This is a genomic window from Cryobacterium sp. Y62, assembly GCF_002929785.1.
GTDB lineage: Bacteria > Actinomycetota > Actinomycetes > Actinomycetales > Microbacteriaceae > Cryobacterium.
The window spans coordinates 78399-104352 of the sequence record NZ_PJJK01000113.1 but is presented as its reverse complement, the minus strand read 5'-3'; the positions used below and the strand labels follow the sequence as shown (position 1 = coordinate 104352).

20 protein-coding genes are annotated in these 25954 nt (G+C 64.2%); 17 read left to right on the top strand and 3 right to left on the bottom strand.

Annotated features, from left to right (window positions below; translation table 11 throughout):
• The first annotated feature begins 207 nt into the window (after positions 1 to 207).
• The 11 genes from CXY71_RS21145 to pip all read left to right on the top strand — a co-directional run bounded on the left by CXY71_RS21145 (position 208) and on the right by pip (position 12038).
• Positions 208 to 405: an Ig-like domain-containing protein gene (locus CXY71_RS21145; protein WP_104136239.1), complete on the top strand. Its 198-nt coding sequence runs from the start codon at positions 208 to 210 to the stop codon at positions 403 to 405.
• A 96-nt stretch (positions 406 to 501) separates the two neighbouring features.
• Complete coding sequence (locus CXY71_RS13495) at positions 502 to 1128, top strand: hypothetical protein (protein ID WP_104136237.1); 627 nt, start codon at positions 502 to 504, stop codon at positions 1126 to 1128.
• Between the two features lie 100 nt (positions 1129 to 1228).
• On the top strand, positions 1229 to 1957 hold the full coding sequence (locus CXY71_RS13490; RefSeq protein ID WP_104136234.1) for a YcnI family protein: 729 nt from the start codon (positions 1229 to 1231) through the stop codon (positions 1955 to 1957).
• Positions 1958 to 1961: 4 nt separating this feature from the next.
• Positions 1962 to 2642, top strand: coding sequence for a copper resistance CopC family protein (locus tag CXY71_RS13485; RefSeq protein WP_104136232.1), 681 nt, complete (start codon positions 1962 to 1964; stop codon positions 2640 to 2642).
• A gap of 395 nt (positions 2643 to 3037) precedes the next feature.
• Complete coding sequence (gene recQ, locus CXY71_RS13480; protein ID WP_233198311.1) at positions 3038 to 4879, top strand: DNA helicase RecQ; 1842 nt, start codon at positions 3038 to 3040, stop codon at positions 4877 to 4879.
• Positions 4880 to 5051: 172 nt separating this feature from the next.
• Positions 5052 to 7163 (top strand): acyl-CoA dehydrogenase, encoded by a 2112-nt coding sequence (locus CXY71_RS13475; protein ID WP_233204635.1) that lies wholly within the window; start codon positions 5052 to 5054, stop codon positions 7161 to 7163.
• 149 nt (positions 7164 to 7312) lie between these two features.
• On the top strand, positions 7313 to 8251 hold the full coding sequence (locus CXY71_RS13470) for an ABC transporter ATP-binding protein (RefSeq protein ID WP_104136230.1): 939 nt from the start codon (positions 7313 to 7315) through the stop codon (positions 8249 to 8251).
• Positions 8248 to 9099, top strand: a complete 852-nt coding sequence (locus tag CXY71_RS13465; RefSeq protein WP_104136227.1) for an ABC transporter permease — start codon at positions 8248 to 8250, stop codon at positions 9097 to 9099. The genes CXY71_RS13470 and CXY71_RS13465 overlap by 4 nt, the downstream gene beginning before the upstream one ends.
• Before the next feature lie 26 nt (positions 9100 to 9125).
• Positions 9126 to 10367 carry a sensor histidine kinase gene (locus CXY71_RS13460; RefSeq protein ID WP_104136225.1) on the top strand — a complete coding sequence of 414 codons (1242 nt, stop codon included), beginning with the start codon at positions 9126 to 9128 and terminating at the stop codon, positions 10365 to 10367.
• The gene (locus CXY71_RS13455; protein ID WP_104136222.1) at positions 10364 to 11044 is read left to right on the top strand and encodes a response regulator transcription factor; all 681 of its coding nucleotides are present in this window, start codon (positions 10364 to 10366) and stop codon (positions 11042 to 11044) included. The genes CXY71_RS13460 and CXY71_RS13455 overlap by 4 nt, the downstream gene beginning before the upstream one ends.
• A gap of 37 nt (positions 11045 to 11081) precedes the next feature.
• Positions 11082 to 12038 (top strand): prolyl aminopeptidase, encoded by a 957-nt coding sequence (gene pip, locus CXY71_RS13450; protein WP_104136219.1) that lies wholly within the window; start codon positions 11082 to 11084, stop codon positions 12036 to 12038.
• A gap of 632 nt (positions 12039 to 12670) precedes the next feature.
• Here the strand turns inward: pip and CXY71_RS13445 are convergent.
• Entirely contained in the window at positions 12671 to 13948 is a 1278-nt protein-coding gene (locus CXY71_RS13445) for an oligosaccharide flippase family protein (RefSeq protein ID WP_158253095.1), read from the bottom strand.
• 316 nt (positions 13949 to 14264) lie between these two features.
• Here CXY71_RS13445 and CXY71_RS13440 point away from each other — a divergent pair, with 316 nt between their 5' ends.
• Together CXY71_RS13440 and CXY71_RS13435 are read left to right on the top strand one after the other, a co-directional pair.
• Positions 14265 to 15653, top strand: coding sequence for a hypothetical protein (locus CXY71_RS13440; protein WP_146072827.1), 1389 nt, complete (start codon positions 14265 to 14267; stop codon positions 15651 to 15653).
• Entirely contained in the window at positions 15646 to 16710 is a 1065-nt protein-coding gene (locus tag CXY71_RS13435) for an acyltransferase family protein (protein ID WP_158253094.1), read from the top strand. The genes CXY71_RS13440 and CXY71_RS13435 overlap by 8 nt, the downstream gene beginning before the upstream one ends.
• 99 nt (positions 16711 to 16809) lie before the next feature.
• Here CXY71_RS13435 and CXY71_RS13430 read toward each other — a convergent pair whose 3' ends face one another.
• The gene (locus CXY71_RS13430) at positions 16810 to 17268 is read right to left on the bottom strand and encodes an adenylyltransferase/cytidyltransferase family protein (protein WP_104136273.1); all 459 of its coding nucleotides are present in this window, start codon (positions 17266 to 17268) and stop codon (positions 16810 to 16812) included.
• Positions 17269 to 17704: 436 nt separating this feature from the next.
• Between CXY71_RS13430 and CXY71_RS13425 the strand changes: the two genes are divergently transcribed.
• Positions 17705 to 19432 carry a hypothetical protein gene (locus CXY71_RS13425; protein ID WP_146072826.1) on the top strand — a complete coding sequence of 576 codons (1728 nt, stop codon included), beginning with the start codon at positions 17705 to 17707 and terminating at the stop codon, positions 19430 to 19432.
• A 28-nt stretch (positions 19433 to 19460) separates the two neighbouring features.
• Here CXY71_RS13425 and CXY71_RS13420 read toward each other — a convergent pair whose 3' ends face one another.
• A complete protein-coding gene (locus tag CXY71_RS13420; protein WP_104136205.1) occupies positions 19461 to 20588 on the bottom strand; it encodes a glycosyltransferase family 4 protein in 1128 nt (375 codons plus the stop codon).
• A gap of 173 nt (positions 20589 to 20761) precedes the next feature.
• Between CXY71_RS13420 and CXY71_RS13415 the strand changes: the two genes are divergently transcribed.
• The 3 genes from CXY71_RS13415 (at position 20762) to CXY71_RS13405 (ending at position 25953) form a co-directional block, all read left to right on the top strand.
• Positions 20762 to 21487: a hypothetical protein gene (locus CXY71_RS13415; RefSeq protein WP_104136202.1), complete on the top strand. Its 726-nt coding sequence runs from the start codon at positions 20762 to 20764 to the stop codon at positions 21485 to 21487.
• Positions 21488 to 21609: 122 nt separating this feature from the next.
• On the top strand, positions 21610 to 24906 hold the full coding sequence (locus CXY71_RS13410) for a LamG-like jellyroll fold domain-containing protein (protein ID WP_233204634.1): 3297 nt from the start codon (positions 21610 to 21612) through the stop codon (positions 24904 to 24906).
• A 99-nt stretch (positions 24907 to 25005) separates the two neighbouring features.
• Complete coding sequence (locus tag CXY71_RS13405) at positions 25006 to 25953, top strand: glycosyltransferase family 2 protein (protein ID WP_233198299.1); 948 nt, start codon at positions 25006 to 25008, stop codon at positions 25951 to 25953.
• The last annotated feature ends 1 nt before the right edge of the window (position 25954 follow it).

Genomic DNA, 25954 nt, shown 5'->3' with positions numbered 1-25954 from the left:
GATTTTTACTGATCTTCACGACGGCGATGCCGCCAACGGTGAAGCGGATGTCGTCATCCTGTTCCTGCACGAGGGCGCCGCCACAGGAAAGGTCGAATCCGCCACGAACGAGATCATGTTCGATGTGAGCGGTTTGGGAACGCAGTTCTCGATCCCGATCCTTATCAGCGGTGGGCCGGTCGTCCTGGGCATCACAACGACGGCACCGTGCCGACCGGAACCATCCAGGTGCACGACCGGGGTGAGCTCGTCAAGACCAGGCTGTTCACATCGCAGCATGACGGAGTCGTGACGACGGGCATCACCGGGCTGAGCCGCGGCGTGCACAAATTGACCGCGCATTATGGCGATAGCGACGCCCTGGGCGCATCGATATCGCGCCCGATCGGGGTGCTCGTCTACTAGCCCGCGCACTTCGGCCCCCACCCCAAGGGTGGCGCCCGAGCCAGTATTTTTGCAGGGTCGGTCGGCTACTCTGGAAACAAGCGGAGAGGGGTCGAGATGCACACACGCTGGGCCCGCTTTGCGCGCGGCTGGATCGTCGCCGTGTTTTCTACCTTTGTCGCCGCGCTGTCGCACACCCTCGGTGGTGGTCTCGCGCCCGGACTACTCGCCGTCGTCGTGTCACTCGCCTTCACCGGCATGGTCTGCGTCGCGCTGGCCGGCCGCACGCTGTCTTTCTGGCGGGGTGCTGCATCTGTTTTGATCAGCCAGGTCGTTTTTCACGGACTGTTTTCGCTCGGAGCACCGAATGGTGCTCTCGGGGCTGATGCCCTTGCCGCATCGGGCACCCATCAGCATGCGGCGTTACCCGGTCTGATCGACCCCACGATTTTGGGCGCGAGCGCGCACGACTTACACGATGGCGGGGCCATGGGGTTCGCTCACGTCGGTGCGGCGATCGTCACGATTCTCGCGCTGCGATTCGCCGAGCGAGCGTTCTGGGGTCTGGTCGAAAACGTTCGCCTGGGCATCCGTACCCTGTTCGCGCCGGCTCAACTGGCCGTGCCGGTCGTTGCCCCGCAGCGCATCGGGAACGTGGCCCCGGTGGTCGCACCGCGATATCTGCTTCTGGTGTTGTCGGCCATGCGGCATCGTGGCCCGCCGGCCTTCGCGCTCGCCGCCTGACGAACACACCAGACCATTTTTCCCACCGCACCGAACGATTAGCAGAGGCTTCGTCGGCCCCGTTCGGTTTGCTCCGGGCACCCCACGTTGAAGGATAATCATGAAGCACACGACCCCCATTCTCACCGTCACCGCTTTGACTGCTGGAGCCCTGCTTGCGCTCGCGTCCCCGCTCGCGGCGAGTGCCCACGTCAGTGCGACGCCGACCAGCACGGCCGCCGGTTCGTCGATCGTGCTCACGTTCTCGACCGCGCACGGTTGCGAGGGCTCGTCGACCACACAGATGACGATCGATATCCCCGAGAGCATCCTCAGCGTGTCACCGACCATTAATCCGGGCTGGACGGTCGAGAAAATCAATGTCGACCTGGCCACCCCGATCGATGACGGTCACGGCAACGAAATCACGACGCGCGTCGGCCAGGTCAGCTACACGGCCACGACGCCGCTGCCGGACGGTTTTCGCGACACCTTCGCGCTGAGCCTGCAACTGCCCGCCGAGGCCGAAGGTGAAACCCTCGAATTCCCCGTGCTGCAGACGTGCGAGGTGGGCGAAACCAACTGGAGTGAGTCCACCATCGACGGCGGAGACGAACCCGCCCTGCCGGCGCCGTTCATCACCTTGACCGCGGCGACCGGTGACGAGCACGGGCACAGCAACACCGACGCTGAAACAGTCGCCACGCACGACGACACGACGGCGATCGCGACCGACACAACGACCGCATCCGATGATGTGCTCGCCCGTGTGCTGGGGGCTGGCGGACTCGTCGTCGGAGCGATCAGCATCGTGCTAGCCATCACGGCCCGCCGCAAGCAGACGGTCTAGCAGCGTGCGCGGCAACACAACGCCCAGCGGCGCGACAACCGCGAATGTTCGCACCTGGGACGGTCGGGCGAGTCGGTCGCTGCTTCGCGGCGCGACGCGTGCAGCATTCGCGGGCGTCGTCGTTGTCGTAGCGCTCGGCGGGGCTGCGGCCCCGGCCTCCGCGCACAACTACGTCGTCGGATCCTCGCCGGCAGCCGACGCGGTCGTGACCGAGCAGCCCGGCGTGTTCTCGGTCACCACGAACGATCTGCTCCTCGATCTCGGCGGATCCGGCGCAGGCAGCGCCTTGGTCATCACCGGCCCGGCCGACGCGCCACTCTTCTATGGCGACGGGTGCGGAACAGTCTCCGGCGCCACCGTCGAGACTTCGGCGCAGCTCGGCGCCGCCGGAGAGTACACGGTCATCTGGCAGACAGTCTCGACCGACGGCCACGCGATCTCCGACGAGTTCACCTTCGACTGGCAGCCAGCGGCCGATCAGGCGCTCGCCGAGGGCGTCGCCACCGCACCGACCTGCGGCACCGAAACGGATGCTGCCAAATCGGATGTCGGCACCTCACTGCCCTCAGATCCCGGCACCGACGGCTCCCCGTCGACGGTCGCCTGGATCGGCGGCACCCTCGGCGCCGTGCTCCTCGCGGTCACCGCGACCCTACTCGTCCTGCGCCGCAAGCCCCGCACCTAAACTTCCGTCCTCAGGCTTCTCGCGAGAGCGAGAAAATCGTTGCTTCAGCACCCCGAAGCAACACATTTCCCGCTCTCGCGGAGAGGGGGTGCTGCGGAGGGAACGTGTCAGAGGGGCCGGGTACAGTTAGGCAGGTGAGTTGGAACGCTGAGCTGCCCTGGAATCCTGACGACGCTGAATCACCCCGCGACGTTGATGCACCGAGTGATTTCGACGGCCCCAGCGACTTCGACGGCCCCAGCGACTTCGACGCCCCTGACGACTACGACGCGCCGCCGCCCGAGGCCGACCGGCAGTTCGGCGACCAGCAGTTCCAGCGGCAGCCGGCCAACTCAGGCGCAGCATCCGCTTCGAACCAAGCCAGTGGCCACGCGGCCACCCGTCCCGCAGCACCCGTGCGCGCCGCGACTCGCAAGTTCAAGACCGCGGCCGAAGCCCTGCACACCGTGTTCGGCTACGACTCCTTCCGCGGCGACCAGGCCGAGATTATCGCACAGGTCATCGACGGCAAGGACGCCGTCGTGCTCATGCCCACCGGCGGTGGCAAGAGTTTGTGCTACCAAATTCCTGCGCTCGTGCGCTCCGGCACCGGCATCGTCGTCTCGCCGCTCATCGCCCTGATGCAGGACCAGGTCGACGCGCTCACCGCCGTCGGTGTGCGCGCCGAATTCCTCAACTCCAGCCAGGATTCCGTTACTCGAGGCCAGGTCGAGCGAGACTACCTCAACGGCGACCTGGACCTGCTTTACGTCGCCCCCGAGCGCCTCTCGAACGAGGCCACCAAACGGCTGCTCGACCGCGGTACCATCTCCCTGTTCGCCATCGATGAGGCCCACTGCGTGTCGCAGTGGGGACACGATTTTCGGCCGGACTACCTCGCGCTCAGCGAACTTGCCGACCGCTGGCCCGACGTGCCGCGCATCGCCCTCACTGCCACCGCGACGGACGCCACGCACCAGGAGATCACCACCCGTCTGCAGATGGGTGACGCGAAGCACTTCGTGGCGAGCTTCGACCGGCCCAACATTCAGTACCGCATCGTCGGCAAGTCCGAGGTGCGCAAGCAACTGCTGTCCTTCCTGAAGACCGAGCACCCTGGTGATGCGGGCATCGTCTACGCGCTCAGCCGCAAGACCGTCGACCAGACCGCCGAGTTTCTGCGTCAGAACGGCGTGAACGCCTTGCCTTACCACGCCGGACTCGACGCGGGTTTGCGCGCCCGCACCCAGTCCCGGTTCCTCCGTGAGGAGGGCGTTGTCATCGTCGCGACGATCGCGTTCGGCATGGGAATCGACAAGCCCGACGTGCGCTTCGTCGCCCACATCGACCTGCCCAAATCGGTCGAGGGCTACTACCAGGAGACCGGTCGTGCGGGCCGCGATGGGGCTCCGGCCACGGCTTGGCTCGCCTACGGCCTGCAAGACGTGGTGCAGCAGCGCCGCATGATTGACGAGTCGCCCGGCGACCTTAGCCATCGGCGCAAACTGTCCGCCCACCTCGACGCCATGCTCGCCCTGTGCGAAACAGTGCACTGCCGCCGCGTCAACCTGCTGCGCTACTTCGGGCAGACCAGTGAACCCTGCGGTAACTGCGACACCTGCCTTGAGCCCCCCGAAGCTTGGGACGGCACCATCCCCGCCCAAAAGCTGCTCTCCACTATCGTGCGGCTGCACCGCGAACGCAACCAAAAGTTCGGCGCCGGCCACCTCATCGATATTCTCCGCGGCAAGGAAACGCCTCGGGCAACGCAGTACCGGCACACGGAACTGAGCACCTGGGGCGTCGGCGCCGACCTCAGCGACCAGGCCTGGCGCGGTGTCGTTCGCCAGATGCTGGCGCAGGGCCTGCTCGCCACCTCCGGCGAATACGGCACCCTAATTCTTACGGATGCCGCCGCGGAGGTTCTGGGTGGGCATCGCGACGTGCAGTTGCGGCGCGAACCCGACCGCCCCGTGCGCTCCAGCGCGGCCCGCCGCCCGAGCGCAGGCAAGGTCGCTGCCGCCGACCTCAGTACCGCGCAGGAGACCTTGTTCGAAGCGCTGCGCGTCTGGCGCTCGGCCGAGTCGAAGGAGCAGGGCGTGCCCGCCTATATCGTCTTCGGTGACGCCACGCTGATTGCCGTCGCCGCAGCCGGCCCGACCACCCTTGCCGGGCTCGACGGCATCACCGGAATCGGAGCCAAGAAGCTCGAAGCCTACGGCGAGGCCCTGCTCGAGGTCATCGCCGCCCGCGCCTGACCACCTTATTTGTGGGGGAGCGCAGGTTGGAGGCGTCTGAAGTTGTACTGATCCTACAAAACCAATGCCGTGGACGGCATATATCGTTGTGGCCTCCGCACCGCGCATTTCGCGGCCACACGATGTGGTTCTAACGTGGCAATCACCACTTTCACGCGAACAGTTAGGACCAATGATGGTTGACACGGCCCAGCGCTCCAACGTCCGATCGACGACGATCGAGCCCCGCCTTTCCGGCACCACTGACACCGGCCCCATCAAGACCATCGGTGACGAGACCGCGCTCAAGGTCAATGTCGAGCAGCTCGGACGCCAGCTGCTCGGCACCTGGGCTGACGTGCGCCTTGTCGCCCGAGAAGTGACTGCACGTCCCGAAATGCAGCGCATCGAAGGCCTCTCCATGGCCGACCACCGCTTGCGCGTACTTGAGCAGCTCAAGGTGCTTGCTGCCAACGGCCACGTGCTGCGCGCCTTCCCCAAACACCTTGGCGGACAGGACGACCACGGCGGAAACATAGCCGGTTTCGAAGAACTCGTCATTGCCGACCCGAGTCTGCAGATCAAGGGCGGCGTTCAGTGGGGCCTGTTCGGCGCCGCCGTGCTGCACCTTGGCACCAAACCACACCACGATAAGTACCTTCCCGGCATCATGGACCTCTCCGTTCCCGGTGCGTTCGCCATGACCGAGATCGGCCACGGTTCCGATGTCGCGAGCATCGGCACCACCGCAACCTTCGATGCCGCGAACGGCGAGTTCGTCATCAACACTCCGTTCCGCGCCGCCTGGAAGGACTACCTCGGCAACGCCGCGAAAGATGGCATCGCCGCAGTGCTGTTCGCGCAGCTCATCACCCGGGGAACCAACCACGGTGTGCACGCCTTCTACCTGCCCATCCGGGGCGCCGATGGCGAATTCCTCCCCGGTATCGGAGGCGAGGATGACGGCCTGAAAGGTGGCCTCAACGGCATTGACAATGGCCGATTGCACTTCATCAACGTGCGCATCCCGCGCGAAAACCTGCTTAACCGGTACGGCGACGTCGCCGAGGACGGCACGTACTCCAGCCCGATATCAAGCCCGGGTCGGCGCTTCTTCACGATGCTCGGTACGCTCGTGCAGGGTCGCGTGTCGCTCGACGGTGCCGCCACCGCGGCATCCGCTTTGGCGCTGACCATCGCGATCACCTATGGGAGCCAGCGTCGTCAATTCACCGCGGGCAGCGACACCGATGAAGAGGTCATCCTCGACTACCAGCGGCACCAGCGCCGCCTGTTTCCGCGCCTCGCCACGACCTACGCCCAGACGTTCGCGCACGATGAGCTCCTGGTGAAGTTCGACGAAGTGTTCAGCGGCAAGGCCGACACCGACGACGACCGGCAAGACCTCGAAACCCTCGCCGCCGCGCTCAAGCCGCTTTCCACCTGGCATGCACTCGACACCCTGCAGGAAGCTCGCGAGGCCTGCGGCGGCGCCGGCTTCATGGCCGAGAACCGCCTCGTGGGGCTGCGCGCCGACCTCGACGTCTTCGCGACCTTCGAGGGCGATAACAACGTGCTGCTGCAGCTCGTCGCCAAGCGTCTGCTCACCGATTACAGCCGTAAATTCGCCACAGCGGATGCCGGCGCCCTCGCCCGCTACGTAGTGCAGCACGCCGCTGGCCGCGCCTACCACGGCACAGGCCTCCGTACCCTGGGCCAGTCCGTTGCCGACCGCGGATCAACGGCCCGCTCGGTCGGTGCCCTCCGCGAGGCTGATGTTCAGCGCGAGCTGCTCACCGATCGGGTCGAGAGCATGATCGGTGAGATTGCCGGCAAGCTGCGGGGCGCCACCAAACTGCCAAAGAAGCAGGCCGCCGACCTGTTCAACGCACACCAGAACGAGCTCATCGAAGCGACCCGTGCCCACGGCGAACTGCTGCAGTGGGAGTCGTTCACCCGGGCGCTGGACGCTCCGATGGATGCCGGCACCAGGCAGGTACTGACGTGGCTGCGCGACCTGTTCGGCCTCGGCTTGGTGGAGAAAAACCTCGCCTGGTACCTCATCCACGGTCGGCTCTCGGCCCAGCGGGCCCAGGCCGTCACGGCCTACATCGACCGGCTGATCGCGCGCATCCGTCCGCATGCTCTCGATCTCGTCGATGCGTTCGGCTACTCGCAGGACCACCTCCGAGCCACGATCGCGAGCGGCATCGAGCGTGAGCGCCAGACCGAGGCCCGGGATTACTATGCCGACCAGCGTGCGTCCGGAACTGCACCCCGGGAAGAGAAAACCGTCCGCAAGTAGGCGGCATCCCTGTCGTACTCAGGTACGACACGGATTCCGCATAACCATCCGCAAGATTGATGCGCCACAGGGCAACTAACCATACCGTTTGGTATGGGGGCTTCAGCGCAGTGGATCGGGGCCTCACCCACCAACGAATTGAGGCAGTCGTGATCCAGGCACAGTCCCTGACCAAGCACTACGGAAGGAAGACCGCGGTCGACGCGGTCGACTTCACGGTGCAGCCCGGCAAGGTCACCGGTTTTCTCGGGCCGAACGGCGCGGGCAAGTCCACCACAATGCGCATGATCGTGGGTTTGGACCGGCCCAGCGCCGGATCGGTCATCGTCAACGGTAAGCCGTACCACGAGCACAAGGCGCCGCTGCGTGAGGTCGGAGTGTTGCTCGATGCCAAGGCCGTGCACACCGGCCGCAGCGCGTACAACCACCTGCGCGCCATGGCGGCAACCCACAGCATCCCCACCAGCCGGGTGCACGAGGTCATCAACCTCACCGGACTCGAGTCCGTAGCCCGTAAGCGGGTCGGCGGATTCTCCCTCGGTATGGGCCAGCGCCTCGGCATCGCCGCCGCGCTGCTCGGCGACCCGGCCACCCTCATTCTCGACGAGCCGGTCAACGGTCTCGACCCCGAGGGCGTGCAATGGGTACGCAAGCTCACCAAGCAGCTCGCCGCCGAGGGCCGCACAGTGCTGCTCTCCTCGCACCTCATGAGTGAGATGGCCCTCACGGCCGACCACATCATCGTGCTCGGTCGCGGCCGAGTGATAGCGGATGCCTCGGTTGCCGACATTATCGCCTCGGCCGCGCAGAACACGGTTCGGGTGCGCACCCCGCACACCGCGGCCCTCGCTACCCTGCTGGCCCAGCCGGATGTGACCATTATCAACATCGAGCAGGGCGTGATCGAGATCAGCGGACTGACCGTGAATGAGATCGGCGACCGCGCCGCCGCTGCCCAGATCTCCCTGCACGAACTCACTGCAGTGAGTGCCTCGCTCGAGGACGCGTATATGAAACTCACGCAGAACGAAGTGGAGTATCGCACCGGCGATGCGTCCTCCCACACCGAAGCGGAGGTCACGCGATGAGCACCGTAACCCCCAGCCAGCCGTCCGCGGCCCGCACCTCCTTCGTGCCAACCGGATCCGGGCTCAGCATCACCGGCTTGCTCCGCTCCGAAACGATCAAGCTGTGGAGCCTGCGCTCCACCTACTGGACGCTCTCCCTCGTTGTCGTGGTCTCGCTCGGCATAGCCGTGCTGATGTCGTTCGCCATGTCGGCGTCAACGGCCGGGTTCGATCCGACCACCGGCGCCCCCATAGCGTTGGAGAGTGCGCAAATGTTCGTGCTCGTCTCCACGACCGGTCTCGGACTTGGCCAGTTGATTGTCGCCGTCCTCGGCGTGCTCTCGATCAGCGGTGAGTACTCAAGCGGCATGATCAAGTCGACGCTGACCGCAGTGCCCAATCGTCTGCCCGCACTCTGGGCCAAGGTTGTCGTGCTGTTCGGTTTCACCTTCCTGGTCGGCCTGATCAGCGTGGTCGGATCGTTCCTCGCGGTCCTCCCCATCCTGGGCGCCAAGGACCTGACCGCGAGCCTGTTCGACACCGAGGTGATTTTGCCGCTGCTCGGTAACGCGCTGTTCCTTGCGATCATCGCCGTGTTTGCCCTCGGCATCGGCACAATTCTGCGCAGCAGCGCCGGCGGTATTGCGACGGTGCTCGGAATCACCCTGCTGCTGCCGACGGTGTTGGCCGTGCTGTCGATCTTCATTGAGTGGATCGCCGACATCATGCCTTACCTCTTCACCGTGGCCGGTACGACGATGATCACACCGAACACCATGGAGTCCTGGCAGGGCTTCCTGATCGTGCTCGTCTGGGTGGTCGTGAGCCTCGGCGTTGCCGCGCTGCTGCTCAAGCGCCGGGACGCCTGACCCACCACGACCCGTAGAGTCGATAGATGAGCACCAACAGTTCTCCCCCCGGGCGCGCTCTGGCGCCGGGGGGAGAACTGCTCCTGCCCACCCCGCCCGGAGTAGTGCGGCGGTTTTGGACCAGACATCCCTACCTGGCCGACGGCCTCGTCGCGGCGATTTACGTCGTGCCGATGGTGCTCACCCTAGTGCTCAACTTGCTCGACGATGCCCCCGCTCCGGTCCCGGATGTGTTGCTCAATGCCGGCATCATGCTGCTGCTGGCCGTCGCCCTGTTCTTTCGCCGACGGATGCCGCGGCTCGTCCTGGTTCTGACCTGGATCGGCCTGCTCACCTTCGCCGACTACGGCGAAGTGCACCTCATCGCCCAGCTCCTGGCGCTCTACGCGGTCGCGGTCTATTCGGACGTGCGCAGCGCCTGGAGCGGTTTCAGCGCATCCGTTCTGCTGGCCGGACTGGCCGCCTGGCTCACCGACAATCCCGACGAAGTTCCATGGATTCCGGTCGCCGTCCAGGTGGCGATCATGCTGCTCGCCGCGACCCTGGTCGGCGTCAATATGGGCAACAGCAAGCGCTACGTCTCGTCGCTGCTGGACCTGGCCGCGCAGCTCACCCGCGAACGCGACCAGCAGGCGCAGCTCTCCCGCGTCTCCGAGCGTGCCCGAATCGCCGGCGAAATGCACGATGTCGTCGCCCATAGCCTCTCGGTCATGGTGGCGCTCGCCGACGGTGCCCACGCCATCGCCCCCAAAGACGTGGAGCGATCCCGCGCGGCGATGCTCGACGTCGCAGCCACTGGGCGCCGGTCCATGTCCGAGATGCGCCGGCTGCTCGGAGTGCTCGAGGTGGACACGGACCCGGCCCCGCGTGCTCCGCAGCCAGGCATTGACCAGCTCGCCGACCTCGTGGAATCGTTTCGGTCGACCGGTCTTCCCGTTGTGTTGGAGCGCAGCGGGCGTGAGCCGAGCAATGCGAGCGTGCAGCTGACCATTTTTCGGCTCATCCAGGAGTCGCTGACCAACGTGCTGCGCTATGCAGACACTCCGACCCGGGTGGTCGTGCGCCTGCAGTGTTCGCCCGGTGCTGCCCAGGTCACGATTAGCGACAATGGGCGACATATGGCAGTGGCGAGCGAACGCGGCTTCGGGCGCGGCCTGATCGGAATGCAGGAACGTGTGGCGATCTACGGCGGAACCTTTGAGGCGGCGCCGGGATTCCGTGACGGCTGGCGCGTAGACGCGACCCTGAACTTTGAGGACGAACAATGACCCCCCGTTCCGCACTGATTAGCATCCTGCTGGTCGACGATCAGGCTTTGTTGCGGGTGGGTTTTCGCATGGTGCTGGAGGCGGAAGACGACTTCACCGTCGTCGGCGAAGCGAGCGACGGCGCGCAGGCGATCGCCCTCGCCGCCAGGCTGAATCCCGACGTGGTTTTGATGGACGTGCGCATGCCCGGCGTCGACGGCATCGAGGCGACCCGGCAGATCATGGCCGCCCAGCCGGAGACCCGCATCATCATCCTCACCACCTTCGACCTCGACGAGTACGCGTTCGGTGGTCTGCGCGCTGGTGCCAGCGGCTTCCTGCTGAAAAACGCCGAACCCGGGGAGCTGATCGCCGCGATACGCACGGTGGTCTCGGGTGAGGCATCCGTTTCACCGCGGGTGACCCGACGCCTGCTCGACCTGTTCGGCACCAAATTGCCGCAGCCCGAGACGGGAGTGGCCTCCAGTGCAACGGCGCTCGCGGCGCTCACCGACCGTGAAACCGAGGTTTTCCTGGCCATCGCCGAGGGGCTCTCCAACACCGAACTGGCCGAACGCTTCTTTCTCTCCGAATCGACGGTGAAAACTCACGTCGGGCGAATCCTGCACAAGCTCGGGCTGCGCGACCGGGTGCAGGCGGTCATTCTGGCCTACGAAGTGGGACTCGTCGGCAGCTGACCCGGGGCAGCGCACACGAGGGGCATAGGCTCGAAGCATGCGAACCTTCTACCCCGAGCTTGAACCCTACGAAACCGGCATGCTCGATGTCGGTGACAACCAGACCATCTACTGGGAGGCCTCGGGCAACCCCGACGGCAAGCCCGCGGTGTATCTGCACGGCGGCCCGGGTGGCGCGTCAGGCCCGGACCAGCGTCGGGTATTCGATCCCGCGAAGTACCGCATCATTCTGTTCGACCAGCGTGGCTGCGGCCTCAGCACGCCGCACGCGAGCGAGCCCGACATTGACCTGAGCGTGAACACCACCTGGACTCTCGTCGCCGACCTGGAAAAACTGCGCGAGCACCTCGGTATCGACCGCTGGCTGGTCTGCGGCGGATCATGGGGCAGTACCCTCGCCCTCGCCTACGCCGAGACCCACCCCGCTCAAGTCACTGAACTCGTCGTCCGCGGCATCTTCACCCTGCGCCCGGTCGAACTCGACTGGTTCTACGAGGGCGGCGCCGCCGCGATCTACCCCGACCTGTGGGAGTCCTTTCTCGCTCCCGTTCCCGAAAACGAACGCGGTCACTTGATCGAGGCCTATGGCCGGCTGCTGCACGCCCCGGACCAGTCCGTGCGCGAACGCGCCGGCGTGGCCTGGGCCACCTGGGAATCTTCGACGATCACCCTGCTGCAGGAGCCAAACAAGATCGCGCATTTCTCTGACCCAGCGTTCGCTGTAGCCTTTGCCCGCATCGAGAACCATTTCTTCGCCAATAAGGGCTGGTTCACGCCGAACCAGCTGATCGACAACGCCTCCAGGCTCGCCGAGATCCCCGGTGTCATCGTGCAGGGCCGGTACGACATGTGCACGCCGGCCTTCACCGCCTGGGACCTGCACAAGAACTGGCCGGAGGCTGAATTCAAGCTGATCCCCGACGCTGGCCATGCCTTCGACCAACCCGGCATCCTGGACGCCATCATCGAGGCCACCGACCGCTTCGCCAGCTAACGCTGAGCAATGGTCATGTCGGCCCCAGGCGACTACCTCTGCTGGCGCCGCCCCAGCCTGGATGCGGCCTGAGAAGTAGTCACCCGCGGCGGTCGCCGCCAGTTGCTCACATCACTGCTGCCATTCCTGGCTGCGGCTCAGGGGCTCCGCGACGGCTCCGCGACGGCTTCGCCTACCGCCCGGCTCCCGACCAGGCCTCGTCGTCGTGCAGACTCGTTCGGTGCACTCCACATGGTTGTTGCCTTGTTGCCTTGTTGCCTTGTTGCCTTGTTGCCTTGTTCCAGGGTCACACCGCTCGAAATCACTGAACCGCTCATGCTGTCGAGTGTGTGTGATCGCCCTCTCGATCAGTGCGCTTTGTCTTTGGACGCTCCTGGGTGGGCGCCGAGCGCTCATTGTGAGCTACGCCTTGAAAAACGACAGCGCGTTCGAACGCAAGCTGGGCGTGAAAGCACGACTGCGCCGAGCCAGTACCGGTATCGCTGCCCGATTTGTCTGGCGGCAGACCTGCCAACCGTCGGCGGCCACCTCGCCACTGGCGCCTGGTTATTTGGCGGGGCCTAGAACGCTGGCGAATTTCGCCGGATCAGGCGCCGCAGTGAATGCACCGGCCAGGTCGAAGCGGATGCCGGTCAGCGCGTCTTGCGCCGCAGTATCCGCTTGCCGTAGCGGCTGATGGTGGCGATGTCTGAACGGCGCAGACCATAGAACTGCAGCATGCCGATTCCAAACACCCTCGACAGGAACAGCAGGTTGAGGTTGCTCGTGATGATGTTGCCGGCGAGCGTCGTGAGCGCCGCACCCATGGCTCCCAGCAGCGGCGCGAGGATGATGAGCAGCACAATGTTGATGATGCACGAAATAGTTAACGCGATGCTGCGCAGCCCGGGGCGGCCGCGCGCGCTCAGCCCGGCGCCGGCAATGGAACCCGGTGTGAGAAGTACAACGGCTACGAGGAGTACCGCGGCTATCGGAATCGATTCGCGAAAGCCTTCCCCGAACAGAAACGGCAGCCACCACAGCATGGACACTCCGAGTGCCAGTGCGGCCAGTGCCGATAGTGCCGTCGAGATTCGGGCAGACGAGCTCAGACGTTCATCTTCAGACTTGGCCGCTTCGTTGACGAACGAGACGTCACGAACCGCATGGTGAATGATCAACGGCAACTCGCTGATGCTCACCGCCACAACGTAGAGTCCGAGCTGGTAGGTGCCGGAGAGCGGCGTCAGCAGTACCTGATCGAGACGCGTCAGGAGCACGCCCGACAGCGAACCCACCCACATCCGGCTGCCATAGCTGAGGAGCCCGAGCATGCGTGCTTCGGGCGGAACTTCAAGCGCGCGCGGGTCGAGGCTTCGCATGCGCCCGATGTAGACGAACGCGCCGACCACGGGCATGGCAGCGACCGTGATCGTGGCCACGAGAGGGGTGAGCGTTCCCGTCAGCCAGAACGGGATGAGGACCGCGAGGCGCAGGACCGACGAGATGCTGCGTTCCATGGATACGAGCCGCCAGCTGCTCGTGGCCGAGGCGACACCGCGGAGTATTCCCACGAGAAGGTTGGGCACAATGGCCAGGCTGGCGAACACGATCAGGAGCTGAACGCTCGGGTCACCACCACTCAACAAAGGTGGTGAAAAGACAATGGCGGCCATCGCGAATAATCCGGCGAAGCCCAGAATCAGCATGCCCCGACTCGCTGCATTTCGCGCCAACGCGGGCTTTTTCGCGATAATCCACGTGACGGCTTCGGGAATTCCAAAAGTGGCTATGGTGACAACCAGTGCCAATGGTGCTGTTGCCGCTGCCACTGCGCCACGCCCGTCAACCCCCAGGGCCTGCGCCAGGATGGGGCCGGAGAAAAGTGCGACGAGCGGGGGAAACGCGTTGCCCAGCAATGCGACCGTCATATTGCGCGAAACTGTGCCCGTCCGATTAGGCAGTAGATCGGGCTTACGTTTCGTTGGAGCTGCGGGTGAAGCGTCCTCGGGCAAGGCGGTGGCTCCCATTGGCTCAGGGCGTGGATCAAGCTGAAAACGCCACTGTACACGTAGCCTGCCAGCAGGGTGCGACCCCCGATCGGGGGGGAGTCGCAGGAGGAATTCACTCGGTCTCGGCCTTGATCCCCTGCCCACATGGACCTACTGTTATGCCGATGCGGTCGCGCGGCAGGAACGATACCCGAATTGTTTCGGGCGCGGCCCGGTGCGGGGCCGAACGACCTACATGCGTGAGACGACAAAACAGGCCGTGACAAAGCAGCGCTCGAGCGCACGCCAGACGCGCGAGCGGCCCGTACCGCTCGCCGTGAATTCCGGCCGTGATCGGGTTCCCTCGACCGAGGTAGCGGTTCCGCGCTCGACCAAGATCATTGCCGTGCTGGTGCTGGTGCTGATCGGTCTGCGACTCGACCTGCCGCTCGGCATTACCGTCGGCTACCTGGCGGCCGCCGCGCTGATTCCGCTCTGGCTGCCGACGCTCGGCCGCTATCCGGGCGCGCTCACCCTCGTGCTGGTCGGCTTCGTCGCCGTCGGTTCCGGCATCTGGCTGTCCGTACTCGCTGCGCCCACCCACGTCATCGTGACGAGTGAACTGGCCGGCAACTCCATCGGACTGGCTGGCCTGTTGTGCTCCTTCGGCTTTGTGCTTTGGACCCGCAGCGTCCTGCCCGACTCGTGGGTGGCCCTGTGGTTTGGGCTCGGTCTGCTCGGGAGCGTAACCACCGACAACGCCCGGTTCTTCGACAATCCCTGGCGCTTCGGATTCTCCTTTGCACTGACGGTGGTCATCCTCGCCATCGCTCATATTCTTGATCGTCGCTGGTTCGACCTGTTCGCGGTGCTCGGGCTGACAGTCTTGTCAATGATCACCGATGCGCGCTCGTCCTTCGCGATCTTGCTTCTGACCCTCATTCTCGTGGCTTGGCAGATGCGCCTGACCAGCCGCCTCCGCTCCCTGCGCGTGAGGTCGGGCGCCGGGGTCGTCGTCGCCATCGGGGTGCTCTCCATCGTCGTATACAACCTGGGGCAGGCGGCCATCGTCGCGGGGCTGTTGGGCGAGGCGACGCGGGCTCGCACCATCGACCAGCTTAACACTGCCGGGTCGCTCATTCTGGGCGGGCGACCGGAACTGGCCGCGACGGCGTCCCTGATGGCACACCAGTCATACGGGTTCGGGGCCGGCACGCTGCTGAATCCGACCGATCTGCTCGCGGCGAAGACGGGAATGGCATCGATCAGCTACGACCCCGACAACGGGTACGTCGAAAACTACATGTTCGGCGGCAATATCGAACTGCACTCGGTGCTCGGCGACCTCTGGGCACGGTTCGGCATTCCCGGTTTCCTGCTGGCCGTCGTCATTCTTTTTCTGGTTCTGCGCGGGGTTGGAGCTGCGGTTGCCGCGAACCGCGCCAGTGGAATTCTGCTGTTTTTGGTTGTGAACACCGTGTGGGTGTTCTTCTTCGGCCCGCTGTACACCGCGGCGCGACTGCTCATCCTGGTGCTCGCACTGACTCTGATTCGCAAGGGTCCGGTTCTGCCTAGACCCGCCCATCGCCGGGTGGCAGCACTGTTCCCCTTCGGCAAGTCTCCCAAGACCGCGACCCGTGACTGACACCGCGTCGTTCGTCATTCGCGGCACGCCACGCGAGGCCTGGATCGACGTGGCAAAGGGCATCGCGATCACCCTCGTTGTGCTCTATCACTCGGTTATGTATCTCGACCGGGTAGGCCTGGCCGGTACCATGGCGCCGCTCAACCCTCTGCTCGACACCTTCCGTTTGCCGCTATTCTTTTTCATGTCTGGAATCCTTGCGGCCAAGGCCATCCGGTTGCCGTACTGGCAGCTGTTTCGTCAGCGGATGTCCCTGCTGCTGTATCTCTATACCGCCTGGGTTGCCGTCCAAACCCTGTTCCTGCTGGCCCTGCCGCCGATCGGCCCAGACGGGCCCGTCGCCAGGTGGTCCGACCTGGTTACCCTGTTCATCCGGCCGAATATAAATCTCTGGTTCATCTACGCCCTGCCCATTTTTCTCACCGTGGCCTGGCTGACTCGGCGCTGGCATCCGCTCATTGCCGTGTCTGTAACGGGGGCGCTCGCCGTGCTGTTCGGCGCGCAGATTCTGCACACCGCCACACCGTGGGACAAGATGGGGCGCTACCTGGTCTTCTTTTTGGCGGCGATCTGGCTGGGCCCGCGTGTGCGACACCTGATTCCGCGGGTGCGGTGGTGGCACATGGCCGGGCTGTGTGGCGTGTACGCCGGCGTTGTGCTCATCATGGTGAAGCTGTCGTTGACAAAGGTACCGTTCGTGCTCCTCGCCGTGAGCGTCCTGGCAGTTCTGGTGGGCATCAGCGCAGCTGTCGTGCTGTCGCACGCTCCGGTATTTGATTTCATGCGCGTGCTGGGTAGTCGCACGTTGCCCATCTATCTGGTGCATACCTTTCCCATGGCGGCGCTCGCGGCGATCGTCATGGCCAGCGGCGCGACGTTACCGACGAATGCAGCAACGGCGGTTCCGCTGCTGCTGTGCGGCGCGGCAATCGGGCTGGCTCTGGCCACCTATCGACGATTAGCGGCCGTGCCGGGGGTGTTTACCGTGCCCGTTGCCTCTTGGGCAGCACCGCCGCGCAAAGCCGTGCGGGAGGAGCATTCTGAACCATTCGCGTGATTGCGCCCGAAGTACGCGTCAGTTAGGGGAATAACACGAAAAGAACGGGTTTCTTGGCCGAGAAACCCGTTCTTGAGTGGCTTGGCTGCGCGCCAACAGTTAGGGAGTGCTCGTGCGTGGTTGCCTGAGACCGGCCGCATCTGGGCGCGTGAGAGCGTCGAGCGCTCGACGCAAAATCGTGCTGGAGGTATTGACCGTGTAAGGGAAGTACACGACCTCAACGCCGACGGCAGCGAACTCGTTTTCGAGGTGTACCCCGCGGGGGGTGCCTCTCCAGTCGTCGCCCTTGAAGAACAGGTCAAAGCGGAGGTCGCGCCACGTGTCGAGTTTGTCCTCGACGACTTCGGCGACGGCCTCGTCCACGAAGGAAATGTGACGAACAATTTCGAGACGTTCGACCAGTGGCACGACGGGGGTGATGCCCTTGGTGAGTTGGAGCATCTCGTCGGACACAACGCCGGCGATCAGGAAGTCACACTGGCTTTTGGCGTGCTTGAGAATATTGAGGTGTCCAACGTGAAAGAGGTCAAACCCGCCAGCAGCGTAGCCGATGCGCAGCCCGTTTTTCCGGGCAGCAAGGCACCCGGGGGACTCGTCGCCAGCAGGCTTCAGCAGGTTCGCGCGGTTCGGTTTCGTTTCTGGAGGGATCGCTGAGGTCGGGTGCCGGGTGGTCGGGTGCTTGTAGGTCACAGATTGCTCAGATTTCTCTCAGGCTGCAGCGTGAGTTGCAACAGGATTCGGGTAAGAGAGGTAGTGAGGAATCCTAACCTTTATCCTTCAGCCTGACTAGGGGTGAACACTGACCATCGTCGTTCCGCCCGTGCACGCTCCGGCCGACCGACGAGGGTCGGGCACGCAGTTTTTTTCGTGGTGAGAGCTCGAAATTCGTGAAGTCGAGTATGATTCCTGCACCACGGGGCCGCCCGAAGGTCGCCGTCCGATTTGAAGTTGAGGTTTCCTTATGGCGCGGAGCGTTCGGTCTCCGATGGTGGCAATGATTGCTGCGGCAGTTTTGGTGGCGTCGATTTTTTTTGGTACCGGCGGCGCGCAAGCGGACACGGCACCGCCAAGTTCTTCCACCCCCAAAACTGTCGCAGCCGATGCGCTGCCGACCGCCCAAATCAACGGAGTGGTGTGGACCCAGGCGATCGTCGGAAACACCGTCTACGTCGGTGGCCAGTTCACTCGCGCACGCCCCGCTGGAGCCTCGGCCGGAACGAGCGAGGTGACGCGCAACAATCTCATGGCGTACAATCTGTCGACTGGTGTCATGACGTCATTCAACCCCAACCTCAATGGTGCAGTGCGGGCGATTACCGCCTCGCCAGACGGATCACGCATCTATGTCGGCGGAGCTTTCACCACAGTCGGGTCCGTGACGCGAACTCGGCTGGCGTCCTTCAGTACGGCCACCGGGGCGCTCGATTCCACCTGGAAGCCCACGGCAAACAACACCGTTCGGGCGCTCAGCGCGTTTGGGAGCACCGTCTTCGCGGGGGGAAGCTTCACCTCGGCTAACTCTCAAGGACGACAGCGGATCGCGTCGTTCACCGGTTCCGCCGGATCGCTCGGTACCTGGAAGGGCATGGTGCCCGACGGAGCAGTGAACGCACTAACAGTTTCGCCGACCGGTGACCGGGTCGTCATCGGCGGTTCGTTCACCTCGTACAACGGCGCGACGACTCCTGGCTATGGAATGGCGGCAACGGATTCCAGCTCTGGCGCCGGAATGACCTGGAACATTGGCAAGCTCATCAAGAATGCGGGCCCTAACGGTTCTATTCTGTCGCTCACCTCGGATTCCGGCGGCGTCTACGGCACTGGCTACGACTATGGCCCCGGGGCAATGTTCGAGGGAACGTTCCGGGCCAGCTGGAGCAGCGGCAACACCGTCTGGATCGAGGACTGCCATGGTGACACCTACTCGGCAGTTCCGGTCGGCGACGTCGTGTATACGACCGCGCACGCCCACTTTTGTGGAAACATCGGTGGTTTCTCGGAAACCAGTCCGCGAACCTTTCATCGGACTCTGGCCTTTACGAAGAATGCAACAGGCACCATCACTCGGAACCGCACGGGTGGTAGCTACTTCAACTTTGAAGGGAGCCCCCGGCCGTCGCTGCTGACCTTCTACCCCGACATCAATGCCGGTAACTTTACCGGTCAAAATCAGGGACCGTGGAATGTAGCCGCCAACTCCCATTACGTGCTCTACGGCGGCGAGTTCACGCTCGTCAACAACAAAAGGCAGCAGGGACTAGTGCGCTTCGCGGTGTCGTCTATCGCGCCAAACAAAGAAGGGCCGCGCGTGACCGGTGCCAGTTTCAAGCCAACGCTCACCACACCAAGCGCCGGAACGGTCAGTGTCACGTGGAAGTCGAACCACGACCGCGACAACGAATTGCTCACTTATCAGATCTTGCGAAACGGCGCTGTCGTGCGCACGCAAACCGGGCTCTCCGTAGATTGGAGCCGCCCCACGATCAGCTGGACAGACGCCGGCCGTACGTCCGAAACGACGTACTCCTACCAAATTCGGGTGAGTGACCCGTTCGGCAATGCCGTCACCGGTGATGCCGTCAGCGTGAGAGCTGCCAGCGCCGCTACCCTCACGCAGACACCGGATCCGACTGCACCCACCGAGCCGAAAACCGCACCCGACGTGAATTTGTTGCCGGCACCTGAGGTGGTTCCCGACCCGAAGGTGGTGCCTGAGCCGTAGGGGCAAGATTAGCCGGGCAGGATTAGCGCTAGCGGACAGCGCCGCGGGCTGGCTTGGCAATGGCCCGGCTGAGAACCTGGGTCAGCGCCCTCAGTCGGCGTTCCTCCGTAAAATGCGGGTTGACCGTCGACGGTTCGGGCAAGGCTTCCCGTGCTCGGATGGACCGCTCCAGAGTGCGGAGTGCCGACGAAATATCAGCGAGGGGTGCACCGGTGCGTGCCACGCCGATACCGCCGACGAGGGGCAACACCTCGCCGGCCCCTCCGTCGGCGAATCCCGCAGCCCGAACCCCCGCCCGCCATGCTTCAACGGGTACGAGACCAAACGACTCGGGCAGGGAGGGAAAGCAGGCAACAGCATCGATCTCGCTGGCGATGGCTTCCACGGATTTTGTCTCCCCGCGGTATTCGATACGTGGATCGCCCTCGATCAGGTGCAACACCGCGGCGAGAGCGGACTCCTGGCCGGGGAATGGCGCACCGAACAGAAGCAGTCGCCAGGAAAAGCCGGTCGCCGGAAGATGGGAGCTCGTTACCGGCCACAGGGATTGGAGCGCGTGAGCCACCTCGAGGTGTCCCCGGCGACCATTGACGCGGCCGATGACGGCGAGGGTGAACGGGTCGTGGAGCGTCGGTGCGCTGACCATCAGGACCGGGTCGAACACGGGCGACGTCACGGTCAACCGCGTGCGGGAGACCCCGTTGCGCTCCAGCCACGCTGCCGTGGCTTCGCTGCAGGCGCAGATCGGAAAGCGGCCGGGGGCCAGGAGCGCCCGAACCAAGAGGTTTCCCAAGCGGTTGGGGAGAAGTTCGTGCACCGACAGGTAAAAACTCTTGCGTTTTAGGCGCAGGAGCGGAATGTATGCGGCGAGGGCGAGCGTCCACAAGACCACGACGTCAGCATCGGTAATTTCTGGCCGAAGACGAATTGGATGCAGTAGGTCTGAGATTTTGCTGAGCCTCAGGACCGACAGCCCTGGGTCAACGATGACGGTTGCAGAGAGGCCGGACTGAGCCAGCTCTTCTGCCAGTGGTCCGGGGTTGGGCACGATGACGGCCACGGTGTGGCCGAGGCTGAGGAGACAGGAAATTTCCTGAATGAGCACACGAGAGGCACCGTAGACGTCATTGTTCCCGTGCAAGATTGCGATGCGCATGTGTTGGCCTCATCAGTGGTCGGCAGCTTTTCACACACTGTACAGTGTGGGCGTGTACCCCCAAAGTGGGCTCAGGTGCCCCCTTGGAAAGAAAACCCCACGCGTGTATTAATAACTCAACGACGTTCTCACCCGATTCATTTTTGAGCGGGTCCTCAGCCTGGAGTTTGATCATGGCCGTGCACCATTCCGCCGATACCGGCCTCGACACCGCGGGAGGAAGGCGTCGGCTATGGTGGATTGCCGGGGCTGGACTCTTGGTCCTGCTCGTGGTTATCCTGCTCGTGACAAACGTTTGGGCGTCGCAGCGTGCCGGTTCGGCCGATGTCGCCGCGACGCAGTCCGTGACGAGCCCGTCCCCGACTCCCACCCGGTCGCCCGGCCGTTCGCCGTCCCCGTCGCCCAGCCCCGGGTCGGCCGAACCGGCGCCGCCTGTGCCAATTATCCCTGACCCGAACGCTGGAGTCGGCGTTCCATCGAGCGAGGTCGCTCCACCACAGGTTCAGGAACCGGTTCCACTGACGGACCCCGCCGTGGCCGTGCCCGGGGTCGTGTTCCGTATCAGCGAACTCGAGGCGGTCGAGGGTGTGGCGCGGGGACCGGGCGAGATTGCCGGTCCGTCGCTCCGGTTCGCCGTTTCCGTTCGCAACGACACTGCGGCGCCCGTCTCGTTGACGTCAACCGTCGTCAACTTCTTTTTTGGGGCTGTTCAGTCGCCGGCCACCGAACTTGCCGCGCCGGGCGGAGTCCCATTTCCCGATGAGGTCGCCGTTGGCGCGACCGCGCAGGGCGTGTTCGTTTTCACTGTCCCCGCTGATGAGCGAGACGAAGTGCAGATCGCCGTCGACTACTCGGCCGGCGTGCCGATCGTGCTCTTTGAGGGTGCGGCGCCACGCTGACCAGGCCTTGCACGTGACTGCCCCCCCATAGAGGGTATTCTATAATGAGAAAACCTCACTAGACTCCGTTGAATGCGACGGCCACCCGACGGCCTCGCTCCTCCTCCGAGTAAGGAAGCACCGTGGGATCTCTCTACGCGTCTCGACTGAACCGCGCACGCCTGACTTCGTTTCATAATCGGTCAGCACGCGCCGGTGCGTTCGGGTTGATGACCGCTCTCGCGGTAGTCGCCGCCGCCATCACGGTTCCACTCCAGGCCGTAGCCGACACAGCTCCTACCGATCCAGCCACGCCGGTGACGATGGCCGCGGATTCCCTTCCCACCGCTCAGATCAACGGTGTGGTGTGGGCCCAGTTGATTGTTGGCAATACCGTCTATGTGGGGGGCGAATTCACCAGAGCCCGCCCGGCTGGTTCCGGCGTCGGTGTGAATGAGGTGGTGCGCACCAATCTGCTCGCCTACAACCTGACGACCGGTGTGTTGATCCCGACGTTCAGCCCCAACCCCAACGGTGCAGTTCGAGCACTCGTCGCCTCTGCTGATGGCAGCAGAATCTATGCCGGCGGCTCGTTCACCTCCGTGAGCGGAGCGAATCGGTACCGCCTGGCGGCCTTTGACACCGGCACGGGCGCGCTCGTCGCGTCGTTTGCTCCAGTCCTGAACGCGCAGGTCAAAGCGCTCGGATTTTCGGGTGGCACGTTGTTTGCTGGTGGGAGCTTTAGTACTGCCGGTGGTCAGCCGCGCCCCCAAATTGCGTCGTTTGACGCCTCCAACGGTGCGTTGAAGGCCTGGTCAGGAACCCCGAGTGGCGGTGCCGTCAACGCCCTCACCGTCTCGCCCGATGGTGCCAAAGTCATTATCGGCGGCGCCTTCACCTCGTACAACGGCGCCAGCACCCCCGGCTACGGGATGGCGGCCGTCGACGCCGTCACCGGTGCATCCCTGCCCTGGGCGGTCAACTCGCTGCTCCGCAACGGCGGAATCAACGGCGGAATCACAAGCCTGACCTCCTCGCTCGATGGTGTCTTCGGCACGGGATACGACTACGGCGCTGGCGCCAACTTCGAGGGCACCTTCCGCGCCAGCTGGTCGGACGGTTCAATCATCTGGATGGAAGACTGCCACGGAGACACCTACTCCGCGGCCCCGACCCAGAACGTCGTATACACCACCGGTCACGCCCACTACTGCGGCAATATCGGCGGACCGGTCGAGACGGCGCCGCGCTCCTACCACCGAACCCTGTCGTTCACGATGGCTACCACCGGATTCATTACGCCGAACGCCGTGGGCAACTACGACAACTTCGTCGGCAAACCTCGCCCGAGCCTGTTGAGCTTCTACCCGGACATCAACACGGGCATCTATACCGGGCAAGGGCAGGGGCCCTGGAACGTCGTGACCAACGGTCAATACCTGCTGTACGCCGGCGAGTTCACCAACGTCAACAACAAGGGGCAGCAGGGGCTGGCTCGATTCGCCAGCTCCACGACCGCAACCCATAAGGAAGGGCCCCGCGTGGCTAACGCAGCCTTCGTGGCGTCTGCTTTCGTTCCTGACCTGCAATCGCTCTCGAACGGCACGGTGCGCATTGGCTGGAAGTCGGCCTACGATCGTGACAACGAGCGACTCAAATACGAAGTTCTGCGTGATGGAGTGTCGGTCGGTACCGTATCGGGCCTGTCCGTCGACTGGTCCCGACCCAGCATGGGTTGGACGGACAGCGGGCTGACCCCCGGTCAAATGTATTCCTATCAAGTCAGGGTGAGCGATCCATTTGGCAACGTGAAGACCGGAAGTCCGGCATCCGTTAACGTCGCAAGTGTCGGGAGCTACAGCGCATACGCGTTGGCGGTTCGTGCAGACTCGCCGACGTCCTACTGGCCGCTCGGCGAAGCCAGCGGAACGACGGCCTTCGACTGGGTCGCCGCCGCCAATGCACAAACCGCCTCTGGCGTGACCAGGGACGTCGCGGGTGCCCTCACCGGTGACAGCGGCTCTGCTTCGCGGTTCAGCGGCACCACGACCGGGTTCGCCGCGTCCAGCGCGTTTGAAACACCGCGCGGCGCCTTCAGCGTCGAGTCCTGGGTCAAGACCACGACCAAGCGTGGCGGAAAAATTATCGGCCTCGGCAACAGCACCACCGCCAACTCCACTGCCTACGACCGTCACGTTTATATGGACAATGCCGGCCGAATCTGGTTCGGAGTCAAGCCGGGTGTTCTCCGCACGATCAATACGACGGGGTCCTACAATGATGGACAGTGGCACCACGTCGTTGCCACTGTCGGCGCAAACGGTATGTCGCTGTACATTGACGGAGTACTCGCCGTCCAACGCACCGACACGACCTCCGCGGCCCCGATTCAAGGCTACTGGCGCATCGGCGGCGACAATCTGAGTGGCTGGACCAGCCGGCCCCTGAGCGACTATATCGCCGCTGACATCGATGACGTCGCCGTGTATCCAAACGCGCTCGGGGCGGAATCCATCGCGAACCACTACTTTATAGGCAGCGCCGGTCCTCAGGCCAATGTGCCGCCGACCGCGGCTTTTAGCTACCAGACGTCACCATTCGCCGTTTCGGTGGACGCATCCGCTTCGACGGATGCTGATGGCACCGTTGCTGGCTACGCCTGGTCGTGGGGTGACGGGACAAATTCGACCGGCAAGACAGCCACGCACAGCTACACCGCCGCCGGCAGTTATCCCGTCTCCCTCACGGTTACCGATAATTCTGCCGCAACGGCCGGGACGTCGCAGAACGTGCTCGTGCCGGCCGCTGATCCCAATCTCCCCATGGCAACCGACACGTTTTCCCGCGTCTTGAGCAGCGGGCTCGGCACGGCCGATAGCGGAGGCGCGTGGACCACGACCGGATCGTCGGTGAATTACTCGGTCAGCGACGGTGCCGGGTGGTTCAAAGCCGCGGCCGGGGCCACAGTCAACGGATATCTGTCGGGTGTGTCCGCGGCTGACAGTGACGTGAGTGTGACGTTAGCACTTCAGCAGGCGGCCACTGGCTCGGGAGCGTATGCGTCGGTCATCGGCCGGCGAGTCGGCACCGATGATTACCGGGCCAGGGTCAAGTTCCTGGCCACGGGTGTCGTACAGCTGCAACTCATGCACGGTGCGACAACTTTGATGGTGCAAAACATCGCCGGGCTGACCTACACGACAGGAACCCAGCTTCGCGTCCGGCTGCAGGTTTTCGGCACCGTGCCGACGACCATCCGGGCTAAGGTCTGGAGCGCCGGTGGCACTGAGCCGGCGGCCTGGCAGCTCAGCACGACGGATGCCACACCCGCCATGCAGGCGCCTGGCTCTGTCGGACTGGCCCTCTACCTCGGGTCAACGGCTACTGTGACTCCGGTCACGACGATCTTCGACGATTTCGTCGCTACGCACGCAAATTGACCGATTCCGGCAGCGGCCGATCAGCGTGGCTGACCGGATGTCAGCAGCGCCGCTGCTTGTGCAGAATTTGTGATGGAGCAATGCCAAAGAGGGGGAGTCGTGACCAACGAATATCCGCGTGGTGAGGCCAGCGTCGTGATCGCGGTCCTCACCTATTGTCGCGCCCATGACCTGGCGGAGTTGCTGCCAGAGCTCCTTGGCCAGGCCGCCACAGTCTCTCGGTCGATCGAGATTCTCGTCGTGGACAACGATCCGCACGGCGGTGCACGTGACCAGGTGGCTGCGGTCGCCGCGTCGAGTAGCTTCGTTCCAGTGCGGTACGTGCATGAACCGATTCCTGGGATTGCGGCCGGTCGCAATCGGGCCTTGACGGAAGCAGATCATGCCCACGTGCTGATCTTCATCGACGATGATGAGCGGCCTACTGCCCAGTGGCTCATGCAGCTTCTCGACACCTACGCGACTTTTCGACCGGCCGCCGTTGTCGGTCCGGTGCTCTCGCGATACGCCACGGAACCCGAACCGTGGATTCGGGCTGGCGGCTTCTTTGAACGTCGCCGATTCGCCACGGGGACGCCGGTTTCGCTCGCCGCCACCAACAACCTCCTCCTTGATCTCGTTCAGGTGCGCCGCCTCGGCCTGAACTTTGACGAACGGTTCGGCATCTCCGGTGGTTCGGATTCGCTGTTCACCCGGCAGCTGCATCGCCTCGGTGGGCAAATGATCTGGTGCGACGAGGCCATCGTCATCGACGTGGTCCCGGCCAGCCGACTCACTCGAGAATGGGTGCTGCAGCGCGCTTTCCGCATGGGAAATACCTGGAGTCGAATCAACCTCGACGATACTGCGCACGGCGAGCGGATGCTCGTGCGAGCCACAATGGTCGCCCGCGGCACCGCACGGGTACTGGGCGGCCTCGCCCGCTACCTGACCGGATTGATCATCGGACAATTGCCCCATCGGGCCCGGGGACTGCGCACCGCCGCCCGCGGTGCCGGCATGCTGAGCGGCTCCGTGGGGTCGATTTATCACGAGTACAAGCGCTAGC

What these genes read in the sequence shown, in the direction of transcription:
- pip (WP_104136219.1), top strand. Translation starts at nt 11,082, where the DNA reads ATGCGAACCTTCTACCCCGAGCTTGAACCCTACGAAACCGGCATGCTC.
- CXY71_RS13475 (WP_233204635.1), top strand. Translation starts at nt 5,052, where the DNA reads ATGATGGTTGACACGGCCCAGCGCTCCAACGTCCGATCGACGACGATC.
- CXY71_RS13455 (WP_104136222.1), top strand. Translation starts at nt 10,364, where the DNA reads ATGACCCCCCGTTCCGCACTGATTAGCATCCTGCTGGTCGACGATCAG.
- CXY71_RS13460 (WP_104136225.1), top strand. Translation starts at nt 9,126, where the DNA reads ATGAGCACCAACAGTTCTCCCCCCGGGCGCGCTCTGGCGCCGGGGGGA.
- CXY71_RS13440 (WP_146072827.1), top strand. Translation starts at nt 14,265, where the DNA reads ATGCGTGAGACGACAAAACAGGCCGTGACAAAGCAGCGCTCGAGCGCA.
- CXY71_RS13495 (WP_104136237.1), top strand. Translation starts at nt 502, where the DNA reads ATGCACACACGCTGGGCCCGCTTTGCGCGCGGCTGGATCGTCGCCGTG.
- CXY71_RS13490 (WP_104136234.1), top strand. Translation starts at nt 1,229, where the DNA reads ATGAAGCACACGACCCCCATTCTCACCGTCACCGCTTTGACTGCTGGA.
- CXY71_RS13415 (WP_104136202.1), top strand. Translation starts at nt 20,762, where the DNA reads ATGGCCGTGCACCATTCCGCCGATACCGGCCTCGACACCGCGGGAGGA.
- CXY71_RS13465 (WP_104136227.1), top strand. Translation starts at nt 8,248, where the DNA reads ATGAGCACCGTAACCCCCAGCCAGCCGTCCGCGGCCCGCACCTCCTTC.
- CXY71_RS13445 (WP_158253095.1), bottom strand. Translation starts at nt 13,948, where the DNA reads ATGACGGTCGCATTGCTGGGCAACGCGTTTCCCCCGCTCGTCGCACTT.
- CXY71_RS13425 (WP_146072826.1), top strand. Translation starts at nt 17,705, where the DNA reads ATGATTGCTGCGGCAGTTTTGGTGGCGTCGATTTTTTTTGGTACCGGC.
- CXY71_RS13420 (WP_104136205.1), bottom strand. Translation starts at nt 20,588, where the DNA reads ATGCGCATCGCAATCTTGCACGGGAACAATGACGTCTACGGTGCCTCT.